Source organism: Halopseudomonas pachastrellae (assembly GCF_900114765.1).
In the GTDB taxonomy this organism is placed as follows: domain Bacteria; phylum Pseudomonadota; class Gammaproteobacteria; order Pseudomonadales; family Pseudomonadaceae; genus Halopseudomonas; species Halopseudomonas pachastrellae.
This window is the reverse complement of the sequence record NZ_FOUD01000005.1, coordinates 35,939-53,428: the sequence shown is the minus strand read 5'-3', so window position 1 is coordinate 53,428 and position 17,490 is coordinate 35,939. Positions and strand designations below refer to the sequence as shown.

The 17,490-nt window shown below is 62.5% G+C and carries 19 protein-coding genes and 3 tRNA genes; 10 read left to right on the top strand and 12 right to left on the bottom strand.

Translation table 11 applies throughout. The annotated features are described in order from the left end of the window. Window positions 1-114: 114 nt before the first annotated feature. Window positions 115-957, top strand: coding sequence for a Tim44 domain-containing protein (locus BM116_RS05095; RefSeq protein WP_083727904.1), 843 nt, complete (start codon window positions 115-117; stop codon window positions 955-957). 171 nt (window positions 958-1,128) lie between these two features. Here the strand turns inward: BM116_RS05095 and BM116_RS05090 are convergent, their stop codons facing one another. Together BM116_RS05090 and BM116_RS05085 are read right to left on the bottom strand one after the other, a co-directional pair. Continuing rightward, complete coding sequence (locus tag BM116_RS05090; RefSeq protein WP_083727905.1) at window positions 1,129-1,683, bottom strand: response regulator transcription factor; 555 nt, start codon at window positions 1,681-1,683, stop codon at window positions 1,129-1,131. Continuing rightward, a complete protein-coding gene (locus tag BM116_RS05085; protein WP_083727952.1) occupies window positions 1,683-2,951 on the bottom strand; it encodes an ATP-binding protein in 1,269 nt (422 codons plus the stop codon). Before BM116_RS05085 ends, BM116_RS05090 begins: the two co-directional genes overlap by 1 nt. Before the next feature lie 175 nt (window positions 2,952-3,126). On the opposite strand from BM116_RS05085, the gene BM116_RS05080 reads away from it, so the two are divergent. Further along, on the top strand, window positions 3,127-3,828 hold the full coding sequence (locus tag BM116_RS05080; RefSeq protein ID WP_083727906.1) for an SIMPL domain-containing protein: 702 nt from the start codon (window positions 3,127-3,129) through the stop codon (window positions 3,826-3,828). Window positions 3,829-3,852: 24 nt separating this feature from the next. Here BM116_RS05080 and BM116_RS05075 read toward each other — a convergent pair whose 3' ends face one another. Together BM116_RS05075 and BM116_RS05070 are read right to left on the bottom strand one after the other, a co-directional pair. Beyond that, entirely contained in the window at window positions 3,853-4,068 is a 216-nt protein-coding gene (locus tag BM116_RS05075; protein WP_083727907.1) for a hypothetical protein, read from the bottom strand. A 62-nt stretch (window positions 4,069-4,130) separates the two neighbouring features. After that, complete coding sequence (locus BM116_RS05070) at window positions 4,131-4,814, bottom strand: energy-coupling factor ABC transporter permease (protein WP_083727908.1); 684 nt, start codon at window positions 4,812-4,814, stop codon at window positions 4,131-4,133. Between the two features lie 145 nt (window positions 4,815-4,959). On the opposite strand from BM116_RS05070, the gene BM116_RS05065 reads away from it, so the two are divergent. Both BM116_RS05065 and BM116_RS05060 read left to right on the top strand, forming a co-directional pair. Beyond that, entirely contained in the window at window positions 4,960-5,136 is a 177-nt protein-coding gene (locus BM116_RS05065; protein WP_083727909.1) for a DUF3094 family protein, read from the top strand. A gap of 90 nt (window positions 5,137-5,226) precedes the next feature. Beyond that, window positions 5,227-6,549, top strand: a complete 1,323-nt coding sequence (locus BM116_RS05060) for an NAD(P)/FAD-dependent oxidoreductase (RefSeq protein WP_083727910.1) — start codon at window positions 5,227-5,229, stop codon at window positions 6,547-6,549. A 505-nt stretch (window positions 6,550-7,054) separates the two neighbouring features. On the opposite strand, the gene BM116_RS05055 is transcribed toward BM116_RS05060, so the two are convergent. From BM116_RS05055 to BM116_RS05030, 6 genes are all read right to left on the bottom strand, one after another. Next, window positions 7,055-7,130 (bottom strand) — tRNA-Lys (locus BM116_RS05055). A gap of 14 nt (window positions 7,131-7,144) precedes the next feature. Next, window positions 7,145-7,221, bottom strand: a tRNA-Pro gene (locus tag BM116_RS05050). 13 nt (window positions 7,222-7,234) lie between these two features. Next, a tRNA-Asn gene (locus BM116_RS05045) sits at window positions 7,235-7,310 on the bottom strand. 188 nt (window positions 7,311-7,498) lie between these two features. Then, entirely contained in the window at window positions 7,499-9,046 is a 1,548-nt protein-coding gene (locus BM116_RS05040) for a phosphoenolpyruvate carboxykinase (protein WP_083727911.1), read from the bottom strand. Window positions 9,047-9,205: 159 nt separating this feature from the next. After that, a complete protein-coding gene (gene hslO / locus BM116_RS05035) occupies window positions 9,206-10,087 on the bottom strand; it encodes an Hsp33 family molecular chaperone HslO (RefSeq protein WP_083727912.1) in 882 nt (293 codons plus the stop codon). Between the two features lie 33 nt (window positions 10,088-10,120). After that, a complete protein-coding gene (locus BM116_RS05030; protein ID WP_083727913.1) occupies window positions 10,121-10,528 on the bottom strand; it encodes an RNA-binding S4 domain-containing protein in 408 nt (135 codons plus the stop codon). Window positions 10,529-10,630: 102 nt separating this feature from the next. Here BM116_RS05030 and rimB point away from each other — a divergent pair, with 102 nt between their 5' ends. Together rimB and rimK are read left to right on the top strand one after the other, a co-directional pair. Beyond that, window positions 10,631-11,092: a retropepsin-like aspartic endopeptidase RimB gene (gene rimB / locus BM116_RS05025; RefSeq protein ID WP_083727914.1), complete on the top strand. Its 462-nt coding sequence runs from the start codon at window positions 10,631-10,633 to the stop codon at window positions 11,090-11,092. A gap of 45 nt (window positions 11,093-11,137) precedes the next feature. Continuing rightward, entirely contained in the window at window positions 11,138-12,043 is a 906-nt protein-coding gene (gene rimK, locus BM116_RS05020) for a 30S ribosomal protein S6--L-glutamate ligase (RefSeq protein WP_083727915.1), read from the top strand. 117 nt (window positions 12,044-12,160) lie between these two features. On the opposite strand, the gene yrfG is transcribed toward rimK, so the two are convergent. Next, window positions 12,161-12,835 carry a GMP/IMP nucleotidase gene (yrfG, locus tag BM116_RS05015; protein WP_083727916.1) on the bottom strand — a complete coding sequence of 225 codons (675 nt, stop codon included), beginning with the start codon at window positions 12,833-12,835 and terminating at the stop codon, window positions 12,161-12,163. Between the two features lie 82 nt (window positions 12,836-12,917). Here yrfG and nudE point away from each other — a divergent pair, with 82 nt between their 5' ends. Both nudE and msrA read left to right on the top strand, forming a co-directional pair. Next, a complete protein-coding gene (gene nudE / locus BM116_RS05010) occupies window positions 12,918-13,484 on the top strand; it encodes an ADP compounds hydrolase NudE (protein ID WP_083727917.1) in 567 nt (188 codons plus the stop codon). Window positions 13,485-13,497: 13 nt separating this feature from the next. Then, window positions 13,498-14,148 carry a peptide-methionine (S)-S-oxide reductase MsrA gene (gene msrA, locus BM116_RS05005; protein WP_211276286.1) on the top strand — a complete coding sequence of 217 codons (651 nt, stop codon included), beginning with the start codon at window positions 13,498-13,500 and terminating at the stop codon, window positions 14,146-14,148. Window positions 14,149-14,185: 37 nt separating this feature from the next. Here the strand turns inward: msrA and BM116_RS05000 are convergent, their stop codons facing one another. Next, entirely contained in the window at window positions 14,186-15,682 is a 1,497-nt protein-coding gene (locus BM116_RS05000; RefSeq protein WP_083727919.1) for an HDOD domain-containing protein, read from the bottom strand. 96 nt (window positions 15,683-15,778) lie between these two features. On the opposite strand from BM116_RS05000, the gene BM116_RS04995 reads away from it, so the two are divergent. Both BM116_RS04995 and BM116_RS04990 read left to right on the top strand, forming a co-directional pair. Further along, complete coding sequence (locus tag BM116_RS04995) at window positions 15,779-16,522, top strand: AraC family transcriptional regulator (RefSeq protein WP_083727920.1); 744 nt, start codon at window positions 15,779-15,781, stop codon at window positions 16,520-16,522. Window positions 16,523-16,613: 91 nt separating this feature from the next. Then, complete coding sequence (locus BM116_RS04990; protein WP_083727953.1) at window positions 16,614-17,471, top strand: DMT family transporter; 858 nt, start codon at window positions 16,614-16,616, stop codon at window positions 17,469-17,471. Window positions 17,472-17,490: the final 19 nt, after the last annotated feature.

Here is a 17,490-nt window from a genome sequence, read left to right as displayed (position 1 = left end):
TGCGTGCCAGCGCCAGGGTTTTCAATCGCCTGTGAAATAACCATACACACTATTCCCCGCCATTGCCCGTGACGCTTTGGCAAACTTGCGGTCCTGCCTAATGGAGAGTTGAACATGCGTTGGTTACTGCCTTTTTTCACCGTGCTGCTGATGGTTGCAGTCAGCACTCCTGATGCCGAAGCGCGCCGCATGGGTGGCGGCAAGAGCTTTGGCAGCTCACCGACGCACCAAAGCCAGCCGGCCCAGCGCCAGCAAGCCCCGCGTGATCAGCAAGCAGCACCGCGCCAACAGCAACCGGGCGCTGCGGCCAACTCCGGCGCAAGCCGCTGGCTGGGCCCGCTGGCCGGTATCGCCGCTGGCGGTCTGTTGGCTGCCATGCTGTTTGGTGACGGCTTTGAGGGGATCCAGCTGTTCGACATCCTGCTGCTGGGTGGGATTGCCTTTGTCCTGTTCAAGCTGTTCGCCCGTCGCCCGCAGCCACAGCTGCAATCAGCCGGCGGCCCGGCCGGCATGCAGCGCGAAGCCTCCGGGATGTTCACGCCCGCCTCCGCCGCCCCGCGCGCGCAACCGGCAGCGCAATACGAAGCACCAGCCTGGTTTGACGCAGAGGTATTTTTGCGCGGCGCGCAGGAGCACTTCTACACCCTGCAGCGCCATTGGCGCGACAACGACATTGCCGGCATGAGCGAGTACATGACGCCCGAACTGGTGCGCCAACTGCAGCAGGAACGCGCCCACCAGCCGCCGACCGCCAATGGCTTTGTTGATCACCTGGAAGCACGCCTGGACGGCATCACCCAGCGCGACGGCCATACCCTGGTCACCGTCAGCTTCAGCGGCCTGGACCGCGACAGCGCCGAAGACGCCGGTCACTGGTTTGACGAAAGCTGGGCCCTGGAACGCGCCGACGGCGACAACCAGCCTTGGGTTATTGTGGGAATACGGCAGAACGCTTAAGCGCGCCGCTGGCGCGCTTAAGCTGCAAGCTGGAAGCTGGAAGCTGGCAGCCAATCAGTGTGAATTAGCGGCAGTCCCGTTCAAGCCAAGGCCGAACTAGAAGCAAAAGATCCGAGGCAACTCGGACTGCTTCCAGCTTCATGCCTCCAGCTTCCAGCCCAGTGCGCCGCCTCAGCGGCGCACTGGCCGCTTCTGCAACTTCCGCTGCAATGTCCGCCGGTGCATGCCCAGGGCGCGGGCGGTGGCGGAGATGTTGCCTTCGTGCTCGGCGAGCACCCGTTGAATGTGCTCCCACTGCAGGCGATCAACCGACATCGGGTGCTCGGGCACCAGCGTTTCCGGGTCGGCTTGCTCGGACAGCAGGGCAGTCAATACATCGTCGGCATCAGCCGGTTTGCACAGGTAGTTGCAGGCGCCACGCTTGATGGCTTCTACCGCCGTGGCAATACTGGAGTAGCCGGTCAGAATCACGATGCGCAGGTCCGGGTAGAGCTCCAGCAGGCGTGGCATCAATACCAGGCCCGAATCCCCTTCCATCTTCAGATCGAGCACGGCGTAGTCAGGACGCTGGGCGCGGGCAACCTCCATCGCCTCCTCTGCTCCACCGGCTGTATCCACCTGCAGGCCGCGCCGGCTAAGGGCGCGCGCCATCACGCGGGTAAAGGTAGGGTCATCGTCCACCAGCAGCACACGGGGCTGCTCTTCCTGATTCAACTCGTCGGTCATCAACGTTCTCCTGCCGCCACCGGCAACTGTACTTCGGTCAGGGTACCACCGCCGTCCTGATTGAACAGCCGTACACTGCCCCCCAATCGCTCTACCGCAGCCTGGCTGAGGAACAGCCCCAGGCCAAAGCCCTTCTTGCCCTTGGTTGTGACAAAGGCCGTCCCCAGCTGCTCAGCGATATGCAGCGGCACGCCCGGCCCATGATCACGAATGCGCAGCGTCAGCAGCTGGGCATCCCATTGCAGGCTGATCTGAATATTGTCCGGACAGGCATCGGCGGCATTGTTCAGCAGGTTCAACACCGCCTGGCCCAGCTCGGGCGTGGCGCGCATCACCGGCGGCGTGCCCTCCTGCAACGGCAGCAATTGCCAGGCAGCCTCGGGCCGCATCAGCTGCCAGCGCTCCAGCATGGCGCGCAGCCAGACATCGGCGGACTCGCTCTTTTCCGGCTGCAGGCGACTGCTTTCGGCGCTGCGCACCATATGCTGGAGACTGTCCTTGCACAGCCTGACCTGCTCCTGCAGCACGGCCATGTCTTCCTGCAGCTGCGGGTCGGAATAATCCTTACTGATTTCCTTGAGCAGTACGCTCATGGTCGATAGTGGCGTAGACAGCTCGTGCGCCGCGCCAGCCGCAACACTGGCAATGCCCAGCAGCTGAGCGTCGCGCGCGCTCTGCTCCCGGCGCTGGGCAAGGCGCTCGGCGTGCTGACGCAGGGCATCGGCCATGCGTACCACAAACAGGCTGATCAGCCCGGCGCTCATGGCAAAGTTAAGCCACATGCCGATCACATGCAGGTTGATCAGCCCGCCGCCCAGCGGAATTTCGAACGCGGTCAATGGCTGATACCACACCAGCAGCGCGCTATAGGAGGTAACCGCTACTACGGCCAACACCGCAGTGAAGAACCACGGCAAGGTTGCCGCGGCGATGGTCAGCGGCACCAGGTAATAGGATACGAAGGGGTTGGTCGGGCCACCCGAGTAGTAGAGCAACACGCTGTGCACGACCATGTCGAACAGCAGCTGCAGCGCGTACTCCAGACTGGTCACTGGCCAACTGAAGCGCAAGCGCAGCAAGGTCAGGATACTGACCAGCGCCGAGACGCTCAGCGCCGCCAGCAAAGGCGTCCAGGGCAGCGGAAACCAGCCGCTGAGATACGCAGCCAGCACCGACACGCTCTGCGCCAGCAACACCAGCAGGCGAATCAGCACCAGGCGCCAGAGGTTCTGCCGGGACGGGGACAAGGCCAGCGTGTTGGGACTCATGAGGGTACGATGGGGCACGCCGAAAAACTCCAGTATAGGGCGCCCGCCGCAGGGGCCGATGTGACACAGGGTCGCATAAACTGCCCGGGCGCTGCTGAAAAACTGCCGCAAGCACAGGTGCCGGGAACCCGCCGCCACCGCACCTGTCTGACTCAACACTGCAAAGGAGAACACCATGCGTACACTGTTTCTGCCCCTGACCGGCCTGCTGCTCAGTGGCAGCCTGCTGGCCAGCGCCGCCCAGGCCGACGAGCCCCGTTACAACCAGATTTCCCTGCAAACCCAGGTCGAGCAGGCGGTCAATCATGACACCATGCAAGTGACCTTCTACGCCGAGGACCAGGACCGCGACCCGGCCAAACTGGCCGCAGCCATTACCCAGCGCCTCAATGCCGGTCTGGAAACCGCACGCCAGAGCCAGAATATTCGCGTCAGCAGCGGCAGCCGCAGCAGCCACCCGGTGTATGACGAGAAGGGTGAAAACATCATTGCCTGGCGCGAGCGCGGCGAACTGAATATCGAGGGCAGCGACTTTGCCGCCATATCTGCGCTGACCGGCGAGCTGCTTGGCGACCTGAGCCTTGGCAGCATGCAGTTCAGCCTGTCCGCTGACAGCCGCCGCGAGACCGAAGACCAGTTGATCGCCAAAGCCATCGAGGCGTTCAAGGCACGCGCCGATATCGCCACACGCAGCCTGGGCGGCAGCGACTACAAGATCGTCAACCTGAACCTCAATACCCAGTACATGCAACCGGTCCGCTACCGCGCCGAGAAGCTGATGATGGCCTCCGACGCCGCTGGCGGCGCGCCGCAGGTCGAAGGCGGTCAGTCAGACGTCAGCGTCAGTGCCAATGGCGTGATCGAAGTACGCGACTAACTAGCCGTCAGGCAATGCGCCCCCTCAGGGGCGCATGAAGGCGTAGTCCTGATCGTCATCCAGGTTATTCGCCAGAAAATCCAGCTCGCTGGCGATATCCGCCTGCGAGCGCCCCTTCTTGTAGACCGCAATCACTTCACTCATCAACGCGCGCGCCAGCGCCTGTTCATCGTGTCCCGCGGCAGCAGCCTTCTCGATCGCCTCGACCATTACCTGTTGAGCAATTTTGTATGCAGACATCGCTTCTCTCCTGTTCGATGATGCATTTGAGCATAAGCGCCAGCACCGGACATTGACCTGCCTCAGGGCTTGTCATCATCCAGCGGCGCCTGCAGATACCTGTCGGTATTGAACGTCTCAACCCAGTCCGGATGGAAGACAATAAGCGCCGCGATTGCCGTGCCATTGACGAAGCCTTCGGGAAACATCACCAGCAGCAGATAACCTAGCAGCTCGACCAGACTGCCCGGCGGCACCAGTTGCCCCGACCAGTGCAGCAGGCCCATGCCGGCCATCACCGTGCCCACAGCGCTAAGGCCCGCAGCAAAAAAGGCGCTGATGAAGATATAGAGGAACAGGTTACGCGGCTGGCGCGCTTCCAGCGCGCGGCTGAGCGCCAGGGTAATGGCGACCGGCACCAGCACCCGCAACAACCCGTTGGCGCCCAACGCAGCCAGATCGTCCAGCCCCAGCAGTACCAGCGCCAACTGCGCGATGGCGCCAGCAACCAGTGCCAATGGCCAATCAAGAATCAGCGTTACGGCAGTCAGGCCGAGAAAATGCACCGTCAGCCCGCTATCGAAACCACGGCGCACCAGCCACAGCGCAAACAGGGCAAAGGCACACCCGTAAAACAGGTGCTGCCTGCGGCTGTCGGCCACCAGCTCAACCCAGCTGACCCGGGTCAGGGCCCACAGGGTCGCCGCTGCATAGATCAGCAGGCAGAGAACCGATTGAACGGGTGTTAACAGCGCGGCGGACAACATGACAACCTCCCATTGGTGACAGCGATGATAGCAGGCAGCTCCAAAGGAGTAATGCAATCAGGCCAGCGAGGGTCTAGAATGACCGCAAAGTCAGTCAAGCCTTGGCGCAGCAACGCACTGCAATGCACACAAAAAAGGCCGCCCCATGCCCAGTCGTCTACACCCCGAAGACCAGAAGCGTGTTGACCAATACCTCGCCTCACCGGTTCACCAGGTAGAGCGCCGCCCGTTCCGGGTCTGGATACTCATCGCCCTGGTAGTCGGCTCGGTAGTTGGCCTGGGTTTACTGTCACGCCTGCTGGCCCAGCTCGTCGCCGTCTGATCACTCGACCACGCCAGCTCCCGCCCGCCCGATGACAGCCGACCGGAGCGCAGACTGACGCCCCGTTTCCATTATCCGTGAGAAACCAAGATGTCAGACTCATCAAACCCCAGCGCGCCCCCGCGCATTGTCGTTGTCGGCGGTGGCGCCGGCGGCCTGGAACTGGTTACCCGCCTGGGCCGCAAGCTCGGCCGCAAGGGCAAGGCCAGAATCACTCTGGTCGACGCCAACATGACCCACATCTGGAAGCCGCTGCTGCACGAAGTCGCCGCCGGCTCGCTCAACTCGACCGAGGACGAGCTGAACTACGTCGCCCAGGGCAAGTGGAATCACTTTGCCTTTCAGCTGGGCGCCATGACCGGGCTGGACCGCGAGCGCCGTACCATTCAGCTGGCTGCCATTCAGGATGAAAAAGGCGTCGAGCTGATCGCCCCGCGTGAACTCGACTACGACTACCTGGTCATCGCCGTCGGCAGTACCACCAACGACTTCAACACCCCGGGCGCCGCCGAACACTGCCTGTTCCTCGATACCCGCGCCCAGGCAGAGCGGTTCCACCGCCATCTGCTCAACCAGTACATGAAGGCCCAGGCCAGCGAACGCGGCGCCGCCCGTGAGCCGATCAACGTCGCCATCATTGGCGCCGGCGCCACCGGCGTCGAGCTGGCCGCCGAGCTGCACCATGCCGCCCAGCTGCTGCGCGCCTACGGCTTCAACCGCATCAGCCCGGAAGACCTCAACATCAACATTATCGAAGCCAGCCCACGGCTGCTCCCGGCCCTGCCCGAGCGCATTGGTGGCCCGGTAACGGAAATCCTCCGTGACCTGGGTGTGCACCTGCATACCGGCTCGCCGGTCAAAGAGGTCAAGGCCGACCGCCTGATCCTGGGCAACGGTGAGGAAATCCCCGCCAGCCTCAAAGTCTGGGCAGCCGGCATTCGCGCCCCGGCCTTCCTCGCCGGCCTGGGCATGCCCACCAACCGCATCAACCAGCTCGAAGTCGACCGCACCCTGAAGGTCAACGGCGAAGAGCGCATTTACGCCTTCGGCGACTGCGCCGCCTGCCCTACCGATGAGCCCGGCAAGTTTGTACCGCCACGGGCGCAAGCAGCTCACCAGCAGGCTAGCCTGCTGGCGAAAAACCTGCGCAACCTGCTCGACGGCAAACCCGAAAAAGAATACAGCTACCGTGACTACGGCTCGCTGATCTCGCTGTCGAGCTTCAGCGCTGTGGGGAATCTGATGGGCAACCTGACCGGCAACGTGATGCTGGAGGGGCGTCTGGCACGCATGTTCTACATCTCGCTCTACCGCATGCACCAGATGGCCCTGTACGGCGTGCCACGCACGCTGATGCTGATGCTCAGCGACCAGTTCGGGCGAACCACTGAACCGCGCCTGAAGCTGCACTGAGCGCCTCTGAGGCCACCAACAAACCCCGCCGCGTGCGGGGTTTTGTTTAATCCTTCGTGGCACGTTGAGGTAACGCGATAAAGCTCTTTTCCTGGTTGGCCAATACTTCGGTGGCGCAGCGTGCACGCAGGGTTCGTCCCGTTTACGCGGGCGAGTAGCGCAGGGCTGGCGGGAAAAAGAGTCGCAGCATGTTTGAGGGGCGCAGCCCCGAGTTCTGCGACTCCCCGTCAGCCCAAGCAACGCAGCGAACCCGAAGGGCCGCGTAGTCGGGTGCCCGGGGGATTGCTAAGGGGGGCTGGGCAAGCAGCCCCCCTTGGCTCGCCATGAAGGCGAAAGGCTGACTAAGCAACAGCACAATGCAAGAAATGGCCGCTTTCTGAGCGTACCCACAGGCACAGCACATGCCATTAGCCCACGCCAACCACAAACGCAAAAACCCGCTCAAGGCAGGACGGATAAAGATATTCAAATAAAAAAGAAGAGGTACTACAAGGAAGGGTTTGAGTGGTGGGTCGTGTAGGATTCGAACCTACGACCAATTGGTTAAAAGCCAACTGCTCTACCAACTGAGCTAACGACCCATGCTCAAAAAAACTGGTCGGGGTAGAGGGATTCGAACTCTCGACATCCTGCTCCCAAAGCAGGCGCGCTACCAGGCTGCGCTATACCCCGTACTATTTCAAGTTGGCTCCGCGACCAGGACTCGAACCTGGGACCCAATGATTAACAGTCATTTGCTCTACCGACTGAGCTATCGCGGACCGGACTTGAAACACCTCAACAGGGGTAGTGGTTGGTACACATATCCCCTGCTGAGGCGCGCCATTTTACCGACCAGCGCAGGAGTGTCAACCCTTTTTATCTCTTTTATTTCAACGTTCTATGCCTGTCGCCCAGAAACACGAAACCCGCCAGAAGGCGGGTTTCGTCAGAGCACCAATCTGGCTACTCAGCCCAGCTGCGGACCTGCTGCAACGATGGCGTCGGAAACCTCGAATTTCTTGAAGTTTTCAACGAACAGCTTGGCCAGTTCCTGGGCAGCCTGATCGTAGTCAGCGCCATTGGCCCACGTGTTACGCGGGTTCAGCAGCTTGGTTTCAACGCCCGGAACAGCCTTGGGCACATCCAGGTTGATACCGGGCAGGTGCTCGGTCTCGGCACCGATCAGCGCGCCAGACTGGATCGCGGCGATAATCGCGCGGGTAGTCGGGATGCTGAAGCGGCTGCCAGTACCGTAGGAGCCACCGGTCCAGCCGGTGTTGACCAGATAGACCTTGCTGCCGAAGGCGTTGATGCGCTTGATCAGCAGCTCGGCGTATTCACCAGCCGGACGCGGGAAGAACGGCGCGCCGAAGCAGGTAGAGAAGGTGGACTTGATGCCGCCGCCAGAACCCATCTCGGTAGAGCCGACCAGTGCGGTGTAACCGGACAGGAAGTGGTAGGCCGCCTGCTCGTTGTTGAGGATGGACACCGGCGGCAGAACACCAGCCAGGTCGCAGGTCAGGAAGATGATCGCGTTCGGCTCACCGGCCAGGTTGGCTTCAACGCGCTTCTCGACGTGCTCCAGCGGGTAGGCTGCACGGGTGTTCTGGGTCAGGCTGACATCGGTGTAGTCGGCGTGACGAGTGGTTTCGTCGATGACGACGTTCTCGACAATGGAGCCGAACTTGATGGCATTCCAGATAACCGGCTCGTTCTTCTGCGACAGGTCGATGCACTTGGCGTAGCAGCCACCTTCGATGTTGAACACGGAGCCTTCGGCCCAGCCGTGCTCGTCGTCGCCAATCAGGTTACGCGCTTCGTCGGCGGACAGAGTGGTCTTGCCGGTGCCGGACAGACCGAAGAACAGCGTGGTGTCACCGTCATCACCAACGTTGGCGGCGCAGTGCATCGGCAGCACGTCCTTGGCCGGCAGCAGGAAGTTCTGTACCGAGAACATGGCCTTCTTCATTTCACCGGCGTACTGCATGCCCGCAAGCAGGACTTTGCGCTGAGCAAAGTTGATGATCACGCAACCATCGCTGTTGGTGCCGTCACGCTCAGGCTCGCAGACAAAGTACGGCGCGTTCATGATCTGCCATGCATCACGACCAGCCGGGTTATAAGCCTCGGGATTGATGAACAGGGTACGGCCGAACACGTTGTGCCAGGCGGTCTCGGTTTCCATGACGACGGGCAGGTAGTGCTGCGGATCGGCACCAACGTGAACGTGGGAAACAAAGCTTTCCTTGCTGCCCAGGTAATCGGCAACGCGGGCCCACAGACCATCGAACTTGTCGGCCGGGAAAGGACGGTTGACTGCGCCCCAGGCGATAGCAGAGCTGGTGGAGGGCTCATCGACGATGAAGCGGTCCATCGGCGAGCGGCCAGTGCGCTCACCGGTCTTGACTACCAGAGCGCCGGTGTCGGCCAGTTGGCCTTCGTTGCGCTGAATGGCCAGCTCGATCAAATGTGCGACGCTGAGGTCGGTGTACACGGTGTTGGTAGCTTGCGTCATCAAACAGGGTCCTCTTCGACTTTGACCGAATATAGCGCTAAGACCGACCAGTTCGGTCTAAGTCTGTGGGGTTCAATTAGGTTTCATCCATGGAATACAGCGCTGGCTAGCGCGCAGGCGCGTCATTATGCCAAAAAAAAGACAATGACGCAGCCTGCCTCAATGCAGGCTGCGCGCGTGCTCGGCGGCGGCATCAAACAGCGCGTGCACGGCAGCCTCGTCGTACTGATAACGGCTGTTGCAGAACTGACAGTCGACGGTGATCTCTCCGCCCTGCTCCTGCAGTAGCTGCAGCACATCCTCGCGCCCCAGGCTGACCAGCGCGTTACCGGAACGCTCCGCCGAGCAGCTGCATTCAAACCGGGCCGGACGTGCGTCAAACAGCCGCACATCTTCCTCGTGATACAGGCGATGCAGCAGGGTCTGGTTGTCCAGACTGATCAACTCTTCGGCGCTCAGGGTGTCGGCCAGAATGTTCAGCCGCTGCCAGGTCTCTTCGCGCTCCTGGGCATCAGGCTGGCGGCCGGCCGGCAGCGCCTGCAGCAGGAAGCCACGTGCCGCGCGGCCATCGGCCAGCAGACGGAAACGGGTGGGCAACTGTTCGGAATTGGCAAAATAGCTGTCCAGCGCGGCAGCCAGCGAGCCACCTTCCAGCGAGACGATGCCCTGGTAACGCTGACCATTGGTCGGATCGATGGTGATAGCCAGCACGCCGTCGGGCATCAGCTCGTCCAGCGTTTCGCCCTGCAGGTCATCGGCATAACGGGCGATGCCGCGCACCGCCTGGTCGCTGGAGCACTCCACCATCAAGGTAGACACAGGGCCGCTGGAGCGCGCCTGCAGAATCAGCAAACCATCGAACTTGATGGTGGTCGACAGCAGCACGGCAGCGGCGAGCATCTCGCCGAGCAACGCCTGTACCGGCTGCGGATAGGCATGCTTTGCCAGAATTTCGCGATAGCTGCTATCGAGCGACGCCAGCTCACCGCGCACATCGGCGTTGTCGAAGATAAAGCGCTGGGTAATGTCCTGAGCGGCCATGATGCACCTTCAAAAAGCGGCAATTATAACCAATCAGTCCGCCGACGGTGTATTACGCTCATCGCGAAAGCGAAAGATCTGTCGCCGCTGCTTCTTGCTCGGGCGCCCATCGCTGATCAGCCCACCGGCGCCTTGTGCCTTGCGCTGGGCTGCGGCGGCCTCACGGGCAGCGATGCTCTCCTCGCTTTCGCGATACAGCAACTGCGCTTCAGGCGCACCGCGCCGCTGGTCGGACAACTGCAATACTTCGACGCTACGCTGATCAAAGCCTTGCCGGATCTGCAACTGATCGCCAACACGTATTTCCCTGCTGGCCTTGCAACGCTCGCCGCCACAGTGCACCTTGCCCCCTTCGATGGCGCTTTTGGCCAGCGAGCGGGTCTTGAAAAAACGGGCCGCCCAGAGCCACTTGTCCAGGCGTAACTTGCCAACATCCTGCATAGGGTCTGTACTCCTCTTGCCGCGTCACTATAACAGGCTTGTCGAATTTTCAGAGTTGCCGCATGATGCGCGCCCAACGGCCTTTGGCCCGGAGAATCCAGCGTGAAAACCTTTGATCATCTGAGCGTGATCGGCCTGCGCGAGTGGGTCGCGTTGCCCGACCTAGGCATCAGCCAGATGATTGCCAAGGTCGATAGCGGCGCCAAAACCTCGGCCCTGCACGCCAGCAACATATCCACCTTTGAACGCGACGGGCAGGACTGGGTCCGCTTTGACGCCCATGTCGGCAGCCGCAGCAAGCAGAAGACCCGCACCTGCGAGGCCCGGCTGATCGACCTCAAGCGCATCAAGAGCTCCAACGGCCAGTTGCAGGAACGCTTTGTCATCCGCACACCGCTGGTGCTGGGTGATCGCAGCTGGCTGGTCGACTTTACCCTGACCTGCCGCAAGGCAATGCGCTACCGCATGCTGCTTGGCTGCACCGCGATGCAGGACGCCCAGCTGGTAATCAATCCGGGCCTGCGTTTCGTTCAGGACAAACCACAGACCGATACCCTCGGCTGACCCATCACCCCTCACACCGCCCATAGCCGCGCCAAGGGAAGTACCATGAAACTTGCGATTCTGTCGCGCAACGCCAAGCTGTATTCCACCCGTCGCCTGATCGAGGCTGCGACCGAGCGCGGCCACGAGGTGCGCGTGATCGACACCCTGCGCGCCTACATGAACATCGCCAGCCACAAGCCGTCGATCCACTACAAGGGCGAGGAGCTGGAGGGCTTTGACGCGGTCATCCCGCGTATTGGCGCGTCCATTACCTTCTACGGTACGGCTGTGCTGCGTCAGTTCGAGATGATGGGCGTATTTCCGCTCAACGAGTCGGTCGCCATCAGCCGCTCACGCGACAAGCTGCGTTCACTGCAGTTGCTGGCACGCAAGGGCGTTGGCCTGCCGGTGACCGGCTTTGCGCACTCGCCCGACGACATCCCCGACCTGATCAGCATGGTCGGTGGCGCGCCGCTGGTCATCAAGCTGCTCGAAGGCACCCAGGGTATCGGCGTGGTGCTGTGCGAGACCGAGAAGGCAGCCGAATCGGTACTGGAAGCCTTTATGGGGCTGAAGGCCAACATCATGGTGCAGGAATACATCCGCGAAGCCGGTGGTGCCGACATCCGCTGCCTGGTGGTGGGCGACAAGGTGATTGCCGCCATGAAGCGCCAGGCCAAGCCCGGCGAGTTCCGCTCCAACCTGCACCGAGGCGGCAGCGCCAGCCTGATCAAGATTACCCCCGAGGAGCGCATGACCGCCGTACGCGCCGCCAAGGTCATGGGGCTGAATGTTGCTGGCGTGGACATCCTGCGCTCCAACCACGGCCCGGTGGTGATGGAGGTCAACTCATCCCCCGGCCTCGAAGGCATCGAAGCCACCACCGGCAAGGACGTCGCCGGCCTGATCATCGACTATATAGAGAAAACCGCACGGCCCAATCAGACGCGGACGAGGGGGAAGGGCTAGCGGAAGCTGGAAGCGTCAATAGCATGAGCCTACTCCAAACGGTGTCAAGCTAATACTGGACCGGGCACACCAGCTGCAAGAGCCCCCAAACTACTTCCAGCTTCCAACTTCCAGCTTCTAGCTTCCCGGTAGCAGCCTCGCTGCCAGCGCAAGCTCTGCGTAGTCCTCCACCGCCTCAAACTCCTCCGTGTCCCGGCGTGCGCCGCGGCTGTCGGGTTCGCGTACGGCGAGCAGGTGGGCGATGCCGTAGTCGCGGGCTGAGCGCAGTACGCTCAGGCTGTCGTCGATAAACAGCGTACGCTCCGGGTCAAAGGGCATATCCGCCTGCAGGGCATGCCAGAACGCCTGGGTTTCCTTGGGATAACCGTAGTCGTGGGAGCTGATCAGGCGCTGAATCCAGGTGCGCAGCTCTACCCGCTCCAGCTTGAGCGACAGCGAGTCGCGGTGGGCATTGGTAATCAGCACCACCTCGCGCCCGGTCTGCTGCAGTGTCTGCAGAAACAGGTCGGCATCCGGCCGCAGGCTGATCAGGTGGGCGATCTCGCGCTTGAGCTCGACAATCGGCAGGCCCAGCTCACGGGTCCAGTAATCCAGACAGTACCACTCCAGCTGCCCCTGAATGGCCTGCATCATGGGGTACAGCTCGGCCTTGGCCCAGTCGACAGACTGGCCGTGGTGCCGCGCGTAGCAGGCGGGCATGTGTTCCAGCCAGAAGTGGTTGTCAAAGTGCAGATCCAGCAGGGTTCCGTCCATATCCAGCAGGACGGTATCGATCATGTTCCAGTTCAGCATTGCGCCTCGGACTTGGGCTTGGGAATGTGCTTTGGGTGCGGCTATGATACCCAAGCACCCGGCCTATCACCACGGAGTCTCCATGCCGCAAAAGCCGCAAACGCTGGAAGCCAAAATCGTTGCCAAGAGCCGCCTGTTCACCGTCGAGCAGGTGCAGTTGCGCTTCAGCAATGGTGTTGAACGCACCTACGAACGCCTGGTCAACAAGGGACAGGGCTACGGCGCCGTGATGGTGGTAGCCATGCAGGATGAACGCACCGCCCTGCTGATCGAGGAATATTGCGGCGGCACCGACGACTATCAGCTGTCGCTGCCCAAGGGGCTGGTCGAGCCAGGCGAGGATGTGCTCGAAGCAGCCAACCGCGAGCTGATGGAAGAAGCCGGCTTTGGCGCGCAGCAGCTGGAGTTTCTGACCCACCTGTCGCTGTCGCCCGGCTACATGAGCCAGAAGATCGCCGTGGTACTGGCCCGCGGCCTGTATGAAAAGCGGCTGCCGGGTGATGAGCCCGAGCCCATCCGCGTCGATCAGGTTGACCTGTATCAGCTCAGCGAGCTGACCGCCCGCGCCAACTTCACCGAGGGCCGGGCGCTGGCAGCGCTCTATCTGGTACGCGACCTGCTGGAACAACGCGGCGAGCTGCAACGCTGAGCCACTGGAGGTTCTGATGTTTTTCCAACGTATCCCCGAACACAAGCTGCGCCTGCCCACGGCAGAAGAAGCCCTGCCCGGCCGAGACACGCCGCTTGCCACCAGCCAAACCCACCACAGCGTACTGAAAACGCCGCTGCACGGCCCCTTTCCCGAAGGCACGCAGCAGATCATCTTTGGCATGGGCTGTTTCTGGGGCGCCGAGCGGCGCTTCTGGCAGGTGCCCGGCGTCTACACCACCGCCGTCGGCTACTGCGCGGGCTCAACGCCCAACCCGACCTACGAGGAAGTGTGTACCGGCATGACCGGGCACAACGAGGTGGTGCTGGTGGTATTCGACCCGGATGAAGTGCCCCTGCAGCAGTTGCTCAAGGTGTTCTGGGAGTCCCACGACCCGACTCAGGGCATGCGCCAGGGCAACGATCAGGGCACCCAGTACCGCTCCGGCATTTACGTCACCGACCTGTCACAGCGCGCCTTTGCCGAAACCAGTCGAGCGACCTTTGCCGATGCCCTGCAACAGGCAGGCAAGGCCGACATCACCACCGAAATTCTGCCAGCGCCGACGTTCTATTACGCCGAGGACTACCACCAGCAGTACCTGGCCAAAAACCCCAACGGCTATTGCGGACTGGGCGGCACCGGCGTTTGCCTGCCGGGCTGAGACGAGGGAGTACTGACCGAGACTTAGCCAGTGCTCCCTAACGCTGGCTCAGGCGCTGCAGGCACTGCCCGGTCAACTCGGCCATACGGGCAAACGCCGTCACTTGGGGCTGCGCCAGTTCGCGGCCCGACAGACGCATATCACCATACAGCACACCCACCCGGCGGCTACCGGCCACCACTGGGGCGATAACCAGTGGGCCGCTGCCGACCAGCGCCACGACCTCCGTTGTCAGCAGCGTATTCAGCGCGCCCTGCTCCGCGCCCCCCAGCAGCAGGCAGTCACGCTGCTCAAGGGCGTGGGAGAACACATGTGGCTGACCGCTGCAGGGCAGCACAAAGGTGTCACGCCAGCGCTGCGCCCCCTTGCCGATGGCAGCCCTCACCCGAACCTGGGTTTTCTGCTCGGCCAGCACCATCAGGGCCACACGCTCGATACCGGCGCCCCTATGCAGCCCCTGCATGAGGGTATTGAGGATAGTGTCGACATCCATGGCCGCCCGTACCATCAGCTTCAGGTGATCAACCGACAGCTTGAACAGCTTCAGATTAGGTTGCAGCAAGGTTTCCGGCTCAAGCTCCGGGGCGCGCTCTGACGGCGCTTGCTCAACCTCAGGGACCACCTCCATCTGCAGCAGTGCGGACAGGTCCAGAGGCAGGTCATCGGCGCGCGGAATCCACTGCTGCAGGTCGGCATTGGAGCAATGGCCGGCCACACGTACCGCTTCCTGACCACTGCTGACCAGTTGCTGCCAGGCATGCTCTGCATCGGTGCCGATCAACTCGGCGACCGGCTCAATCAACGCCTGCACCGAGGCGTCGGTCCAGCCGGCAGCGGCCACCCGGCCGGCCAGGTTGCTGCCTAGAGCAACGGCTCTGGCTGCCGGCCCGTCGCTGGTGCGGCTGGCCTGCACCAGTTGGCCGATCTCGCCCATGTTCCAGGTTTTCAAAAGGCCCACCGTCAATTGCTCGAAGGTGACCCCCAACTCGCGACGCATGACCTTGTCCGGCTCGGCGCCAGGTTCCGCCAACGCGGCCGCCAGGCGATCGGCCTGCTTGCCCGCGTGACTCCAGAACGCCAGCTCACCGATATGGCTCAGCAACGTGGCGATAAACACCTCCTCCTGCTGCCGCTGGTCCAAATACTGGGCCAGGTTGCGGGCCTGCACCGCACCATGAAACGAGCGCGCCAGCAGCGCCTGCAACTGCTCACGCGGCGACTGCGTCAGCAAACCATCAAGCAGGCTGACCGACAGCCCGATCATGCGCACCTGATCAAAGCCCACCACCACAACCGCACGCGACAGGGTCTTGATGACCTCGCGACCCGGGTTGCAGTAAACACTGTTGCTGACGCGCAGCACCTTGGTTGCCAATGCGGCATCGCGCATCAGCACGTCGGTCAGTTGCCCGACCGAGGCGGTTTCCGACTGCGCCAGGCGCAGCAAGTCATGCACCACCACCGCCATGGCAGGCAGCTCGGATCGATTGAGCTGCTCCATCCAGGCCCGCAGCCCGAAGGTCTTGTTGTCCAACGTCTTATCTCCACTTATCTAATGGCACTATAGCATCAGCCAGAGACAAGCTTGCAGCCCGCTGAAAAATCTCCGCCCGGCAGATACAATGGCCGCATGGCCACGACACGACTCGACATTCACCACTACCCTGACGCCAGCGCGGCGCACAGCCACGAGCTGCAGGCGCAGCTGGTATTTGGCCTGCAGGGCAGTCTGGAGCTTGAGTACGGCGCGAGCGGTGGACGCGTGCAACACGGTAGCGTGGCAATCATCGCGCCGGGCGAGCGCCATGCCTTCTTCAGCCCTGATCAGGGCAACTGCCTGGTGCTGGATATCGATAGCAACTCGCCACTGGCCGGCCTTGAGCATGAGCGCAGCCGCCAGCGACGACTACTGGAGGCTAACCAACTGCTCACCCTCAGCAGCGAACAGGGCGCGCTGGTGCGCAGCCTGGCCGGGCTGATCCGCAGCCAGCCCCACCTGACCGACACCAGCGCCGCGCTACTGGTCAGCGCCCTGCTGGGTCAGCCTGCCACGCCTACTCGCCTACCGCTGGCACAACTGAATCGCTACATCGATGCGCACCTGGCGCACCCGCTGGGCGTGCAGGACCTGGCGACCGTCGCCGGCCTGTCGGCCTCTCGCCTCAACCACTGGTGCCTGCAGGAACTGGGCTGCACCCCGCTGGAATACGTACGCCAGCGCCGTCTGCAGTACGCTCGCCAACGCCTGCAGCACAGCGCCTTGCCGCTGTCGCGCATTGCCGCCGAATGCGGCTATAGCAGCCAGAGCGCCTTCAGCCAGGCCTTTCGCCGGCACTGGCAGATATCACCCAGTGCGCTGCGGCGTCAGCAATAACGCGACAATATTCAACACGCGCGCAACAGCAAGCGCTCGACGGCAGCGCTAAGATGGCGCCTCACCCTGCCCTGAGAGCGTCATGACTGACCTGACCCACAACCGCGCCCTGCTGTTCATGCATGTTGCCGCCCTGCTGTTCGGCCTGACCGGCATCTTTGGCAAGCTGGCCAGCACCTCAACCGATGCCATCGTTCTGGGCCGCGCCGTGTTCGCGGTAGCCGCGCTGGTGCTTTTCGCTCTGTGGGCGCGCAACCCGCTGGCTGCCGGGCTGACCGGCAAGCGGCTGGCGAGCCTGTTGCTGTGCGGGGTGTTTCTGGCGATTCACTGGCTGACGTTTTTTCACGCGATCAAGCTGTCGGGTGTCGGCATCGCGACCCTCGGCTTTGCCAGCTTTCCGGCCTTTGTTGTGGTGCTGGAAGCGGTGTTCTGGCGTGAAAAGCCCAGCGCCTCAGACCTGCTGAAGGTGGCCCTGGTGTGCGCCGGCCTGCTGCTGATTCCACCGCAGTTTGATCTGGCGGCCAGCAACACAACAGGGCTGTTGTGGGCGATCCTCTCTGGCTTCTGCTTTGCTGCGGTGTCGGTTGGCAACCGCCTGACCAGCGGCCAGCTGCATCCGGTACAAATCGCATGCTGGCAGAACCTGGTGGTGATGGCGTGCGTGCTGCCCTTCGGCGCCGGCGCCATGCTGGAGATGCCGGCACTGGACTGGCTGTGGATAGGCTTGCTGGGCGTGCTCTGTACCGGTCTGGCGCACGTGCTTTTTGTTTCCAGCCTGAGCGTGCTGAGGGCGCGGGTGGCCTCGCTGTTCTTCGCGCTGGAGCCGGTCTACGGCATTCTCATCGCCTGGTGGCTGTTTGCCGAACAGCCAACCCTGCGCATGCTGTTGGGCGGCGCGCTGATCATCAGTGCGGTGCTGATGGTACAGCGCGCGCCCAAGCCGGCCTGAGCGGCAGCGCAGCGCGCGG

What these genes read in the sequence shown, in the direction of transcription:
- BM116_RS05095 (WP_083727904.1), top strand. Translation starts at nt 115, where the DNA reads ATGCGTTGGTTACTGCCTTTTTTCACCGTGCTGCTGATGGTTGCAGTC.
- BM116_RS05090 (WP_083727905.1), bottom strand. Translation starts at nt 1,683, where the DNA reads ATGACCGACGAGTTGAATCAGGAAGAGCAGCCCCGTGTGCTGCTGGTG.
- BM116_RS05085 (WP_083727952.1), bottom strand. Translation starts at nt 2,951, where the DNA reads ATGAGTCCCAACACGCTGGCCTTGTCCCCGTCCCGGCAGAACCTCTGG.
- BM116_RS05080 (WP_083727906.1), top strand. Translation starts at nt 3,127, where the DNA reads ATGCGTACACTGTTTCTGCCCCTGACCGGCCTGCTGCTCAGTGGCAGC.
- BM116_RS05075 (WP_083727907.1), bottom strand. Translation starts at nt 4,068, where the DNA reads ATGTCTGCATACAAAATTGCTCAACAGGTAATGGTCGAGGCGATCGAG.
- BM116_RS05070 (WP_083727908.1), bottom strand. Translation starts at nt 4,814, where the DNA reads ATGTTGTCCGCCGCGCTGTTAACACCCGTTCAATCGGTTCTCTGCCTG.
- BM116_RS05065 (WP_083727909.1), top strand. Translation starts at nt 4,960, where the DNA reads ATGCCCAGTCGTCTACACCCCGAAGACCAGAAGCGTGTTGACCAATAC.
- BM116_RS05060 (WP_083727910.1), top strand. Translation starts at nt 5,227, where the DNA reads ATGTCAGACTCATCAAACCCCAGCGCGCCCCCGCGCATTGTCGTTGTC.
- BM116_RS05040 (WP_083727911.1), bottom strand. Translation starts at nt 9,046, where the DNA reads ATGACGCAAGCTACCAACACCGTGTACACCGACCTCAGCGTCGCACAT.
- hslO (WP_083727912.1), bottom strand. Translation starts at nt 10,087, where the DNA reads ATGGCCGCTCAGGACATTACCCAGCGCTTTATCTTCGACAACGCCGAT.
- BM116_RS05030 (WP_083727913.1), bottom strand. Translation starts at nt 10,528, where the DNA reads ATGCAGGATGTTGGCAAGTTACGCCTGGACAAGTGGCTCTGGGCGGCC.
- rimK (WP_083727915.1), top strand. Translation starts at nt 11,138, where the DNA reads ATGAAACTTGCGATTCTGTCGCGCAACGCCAAGCTGTATTCCACCCGT.
- yrfG (WP_083727916.1), bottom strand. Translation starts at nt 12,835, where the DNA reads ATGCTGAACTGGAACATGATCGATACCGTCCTGCTGGATATGGACGGA.
- nudE (WP_083727917.1), top strand. Translation starts at nt 12,918, where the DNA reads ATGCCGCAAAAGCCGCAAACGCTGGAAGCCAAAATCGTTGCCAAGAGC.
- BM116_RS04995 (WP_083727920.1), top strand. Translation starts at nt 15,779, where the DNA reads ATGGCCACGACACGACTCGACATTCACCACTACCCTGACGCCAGCGCG.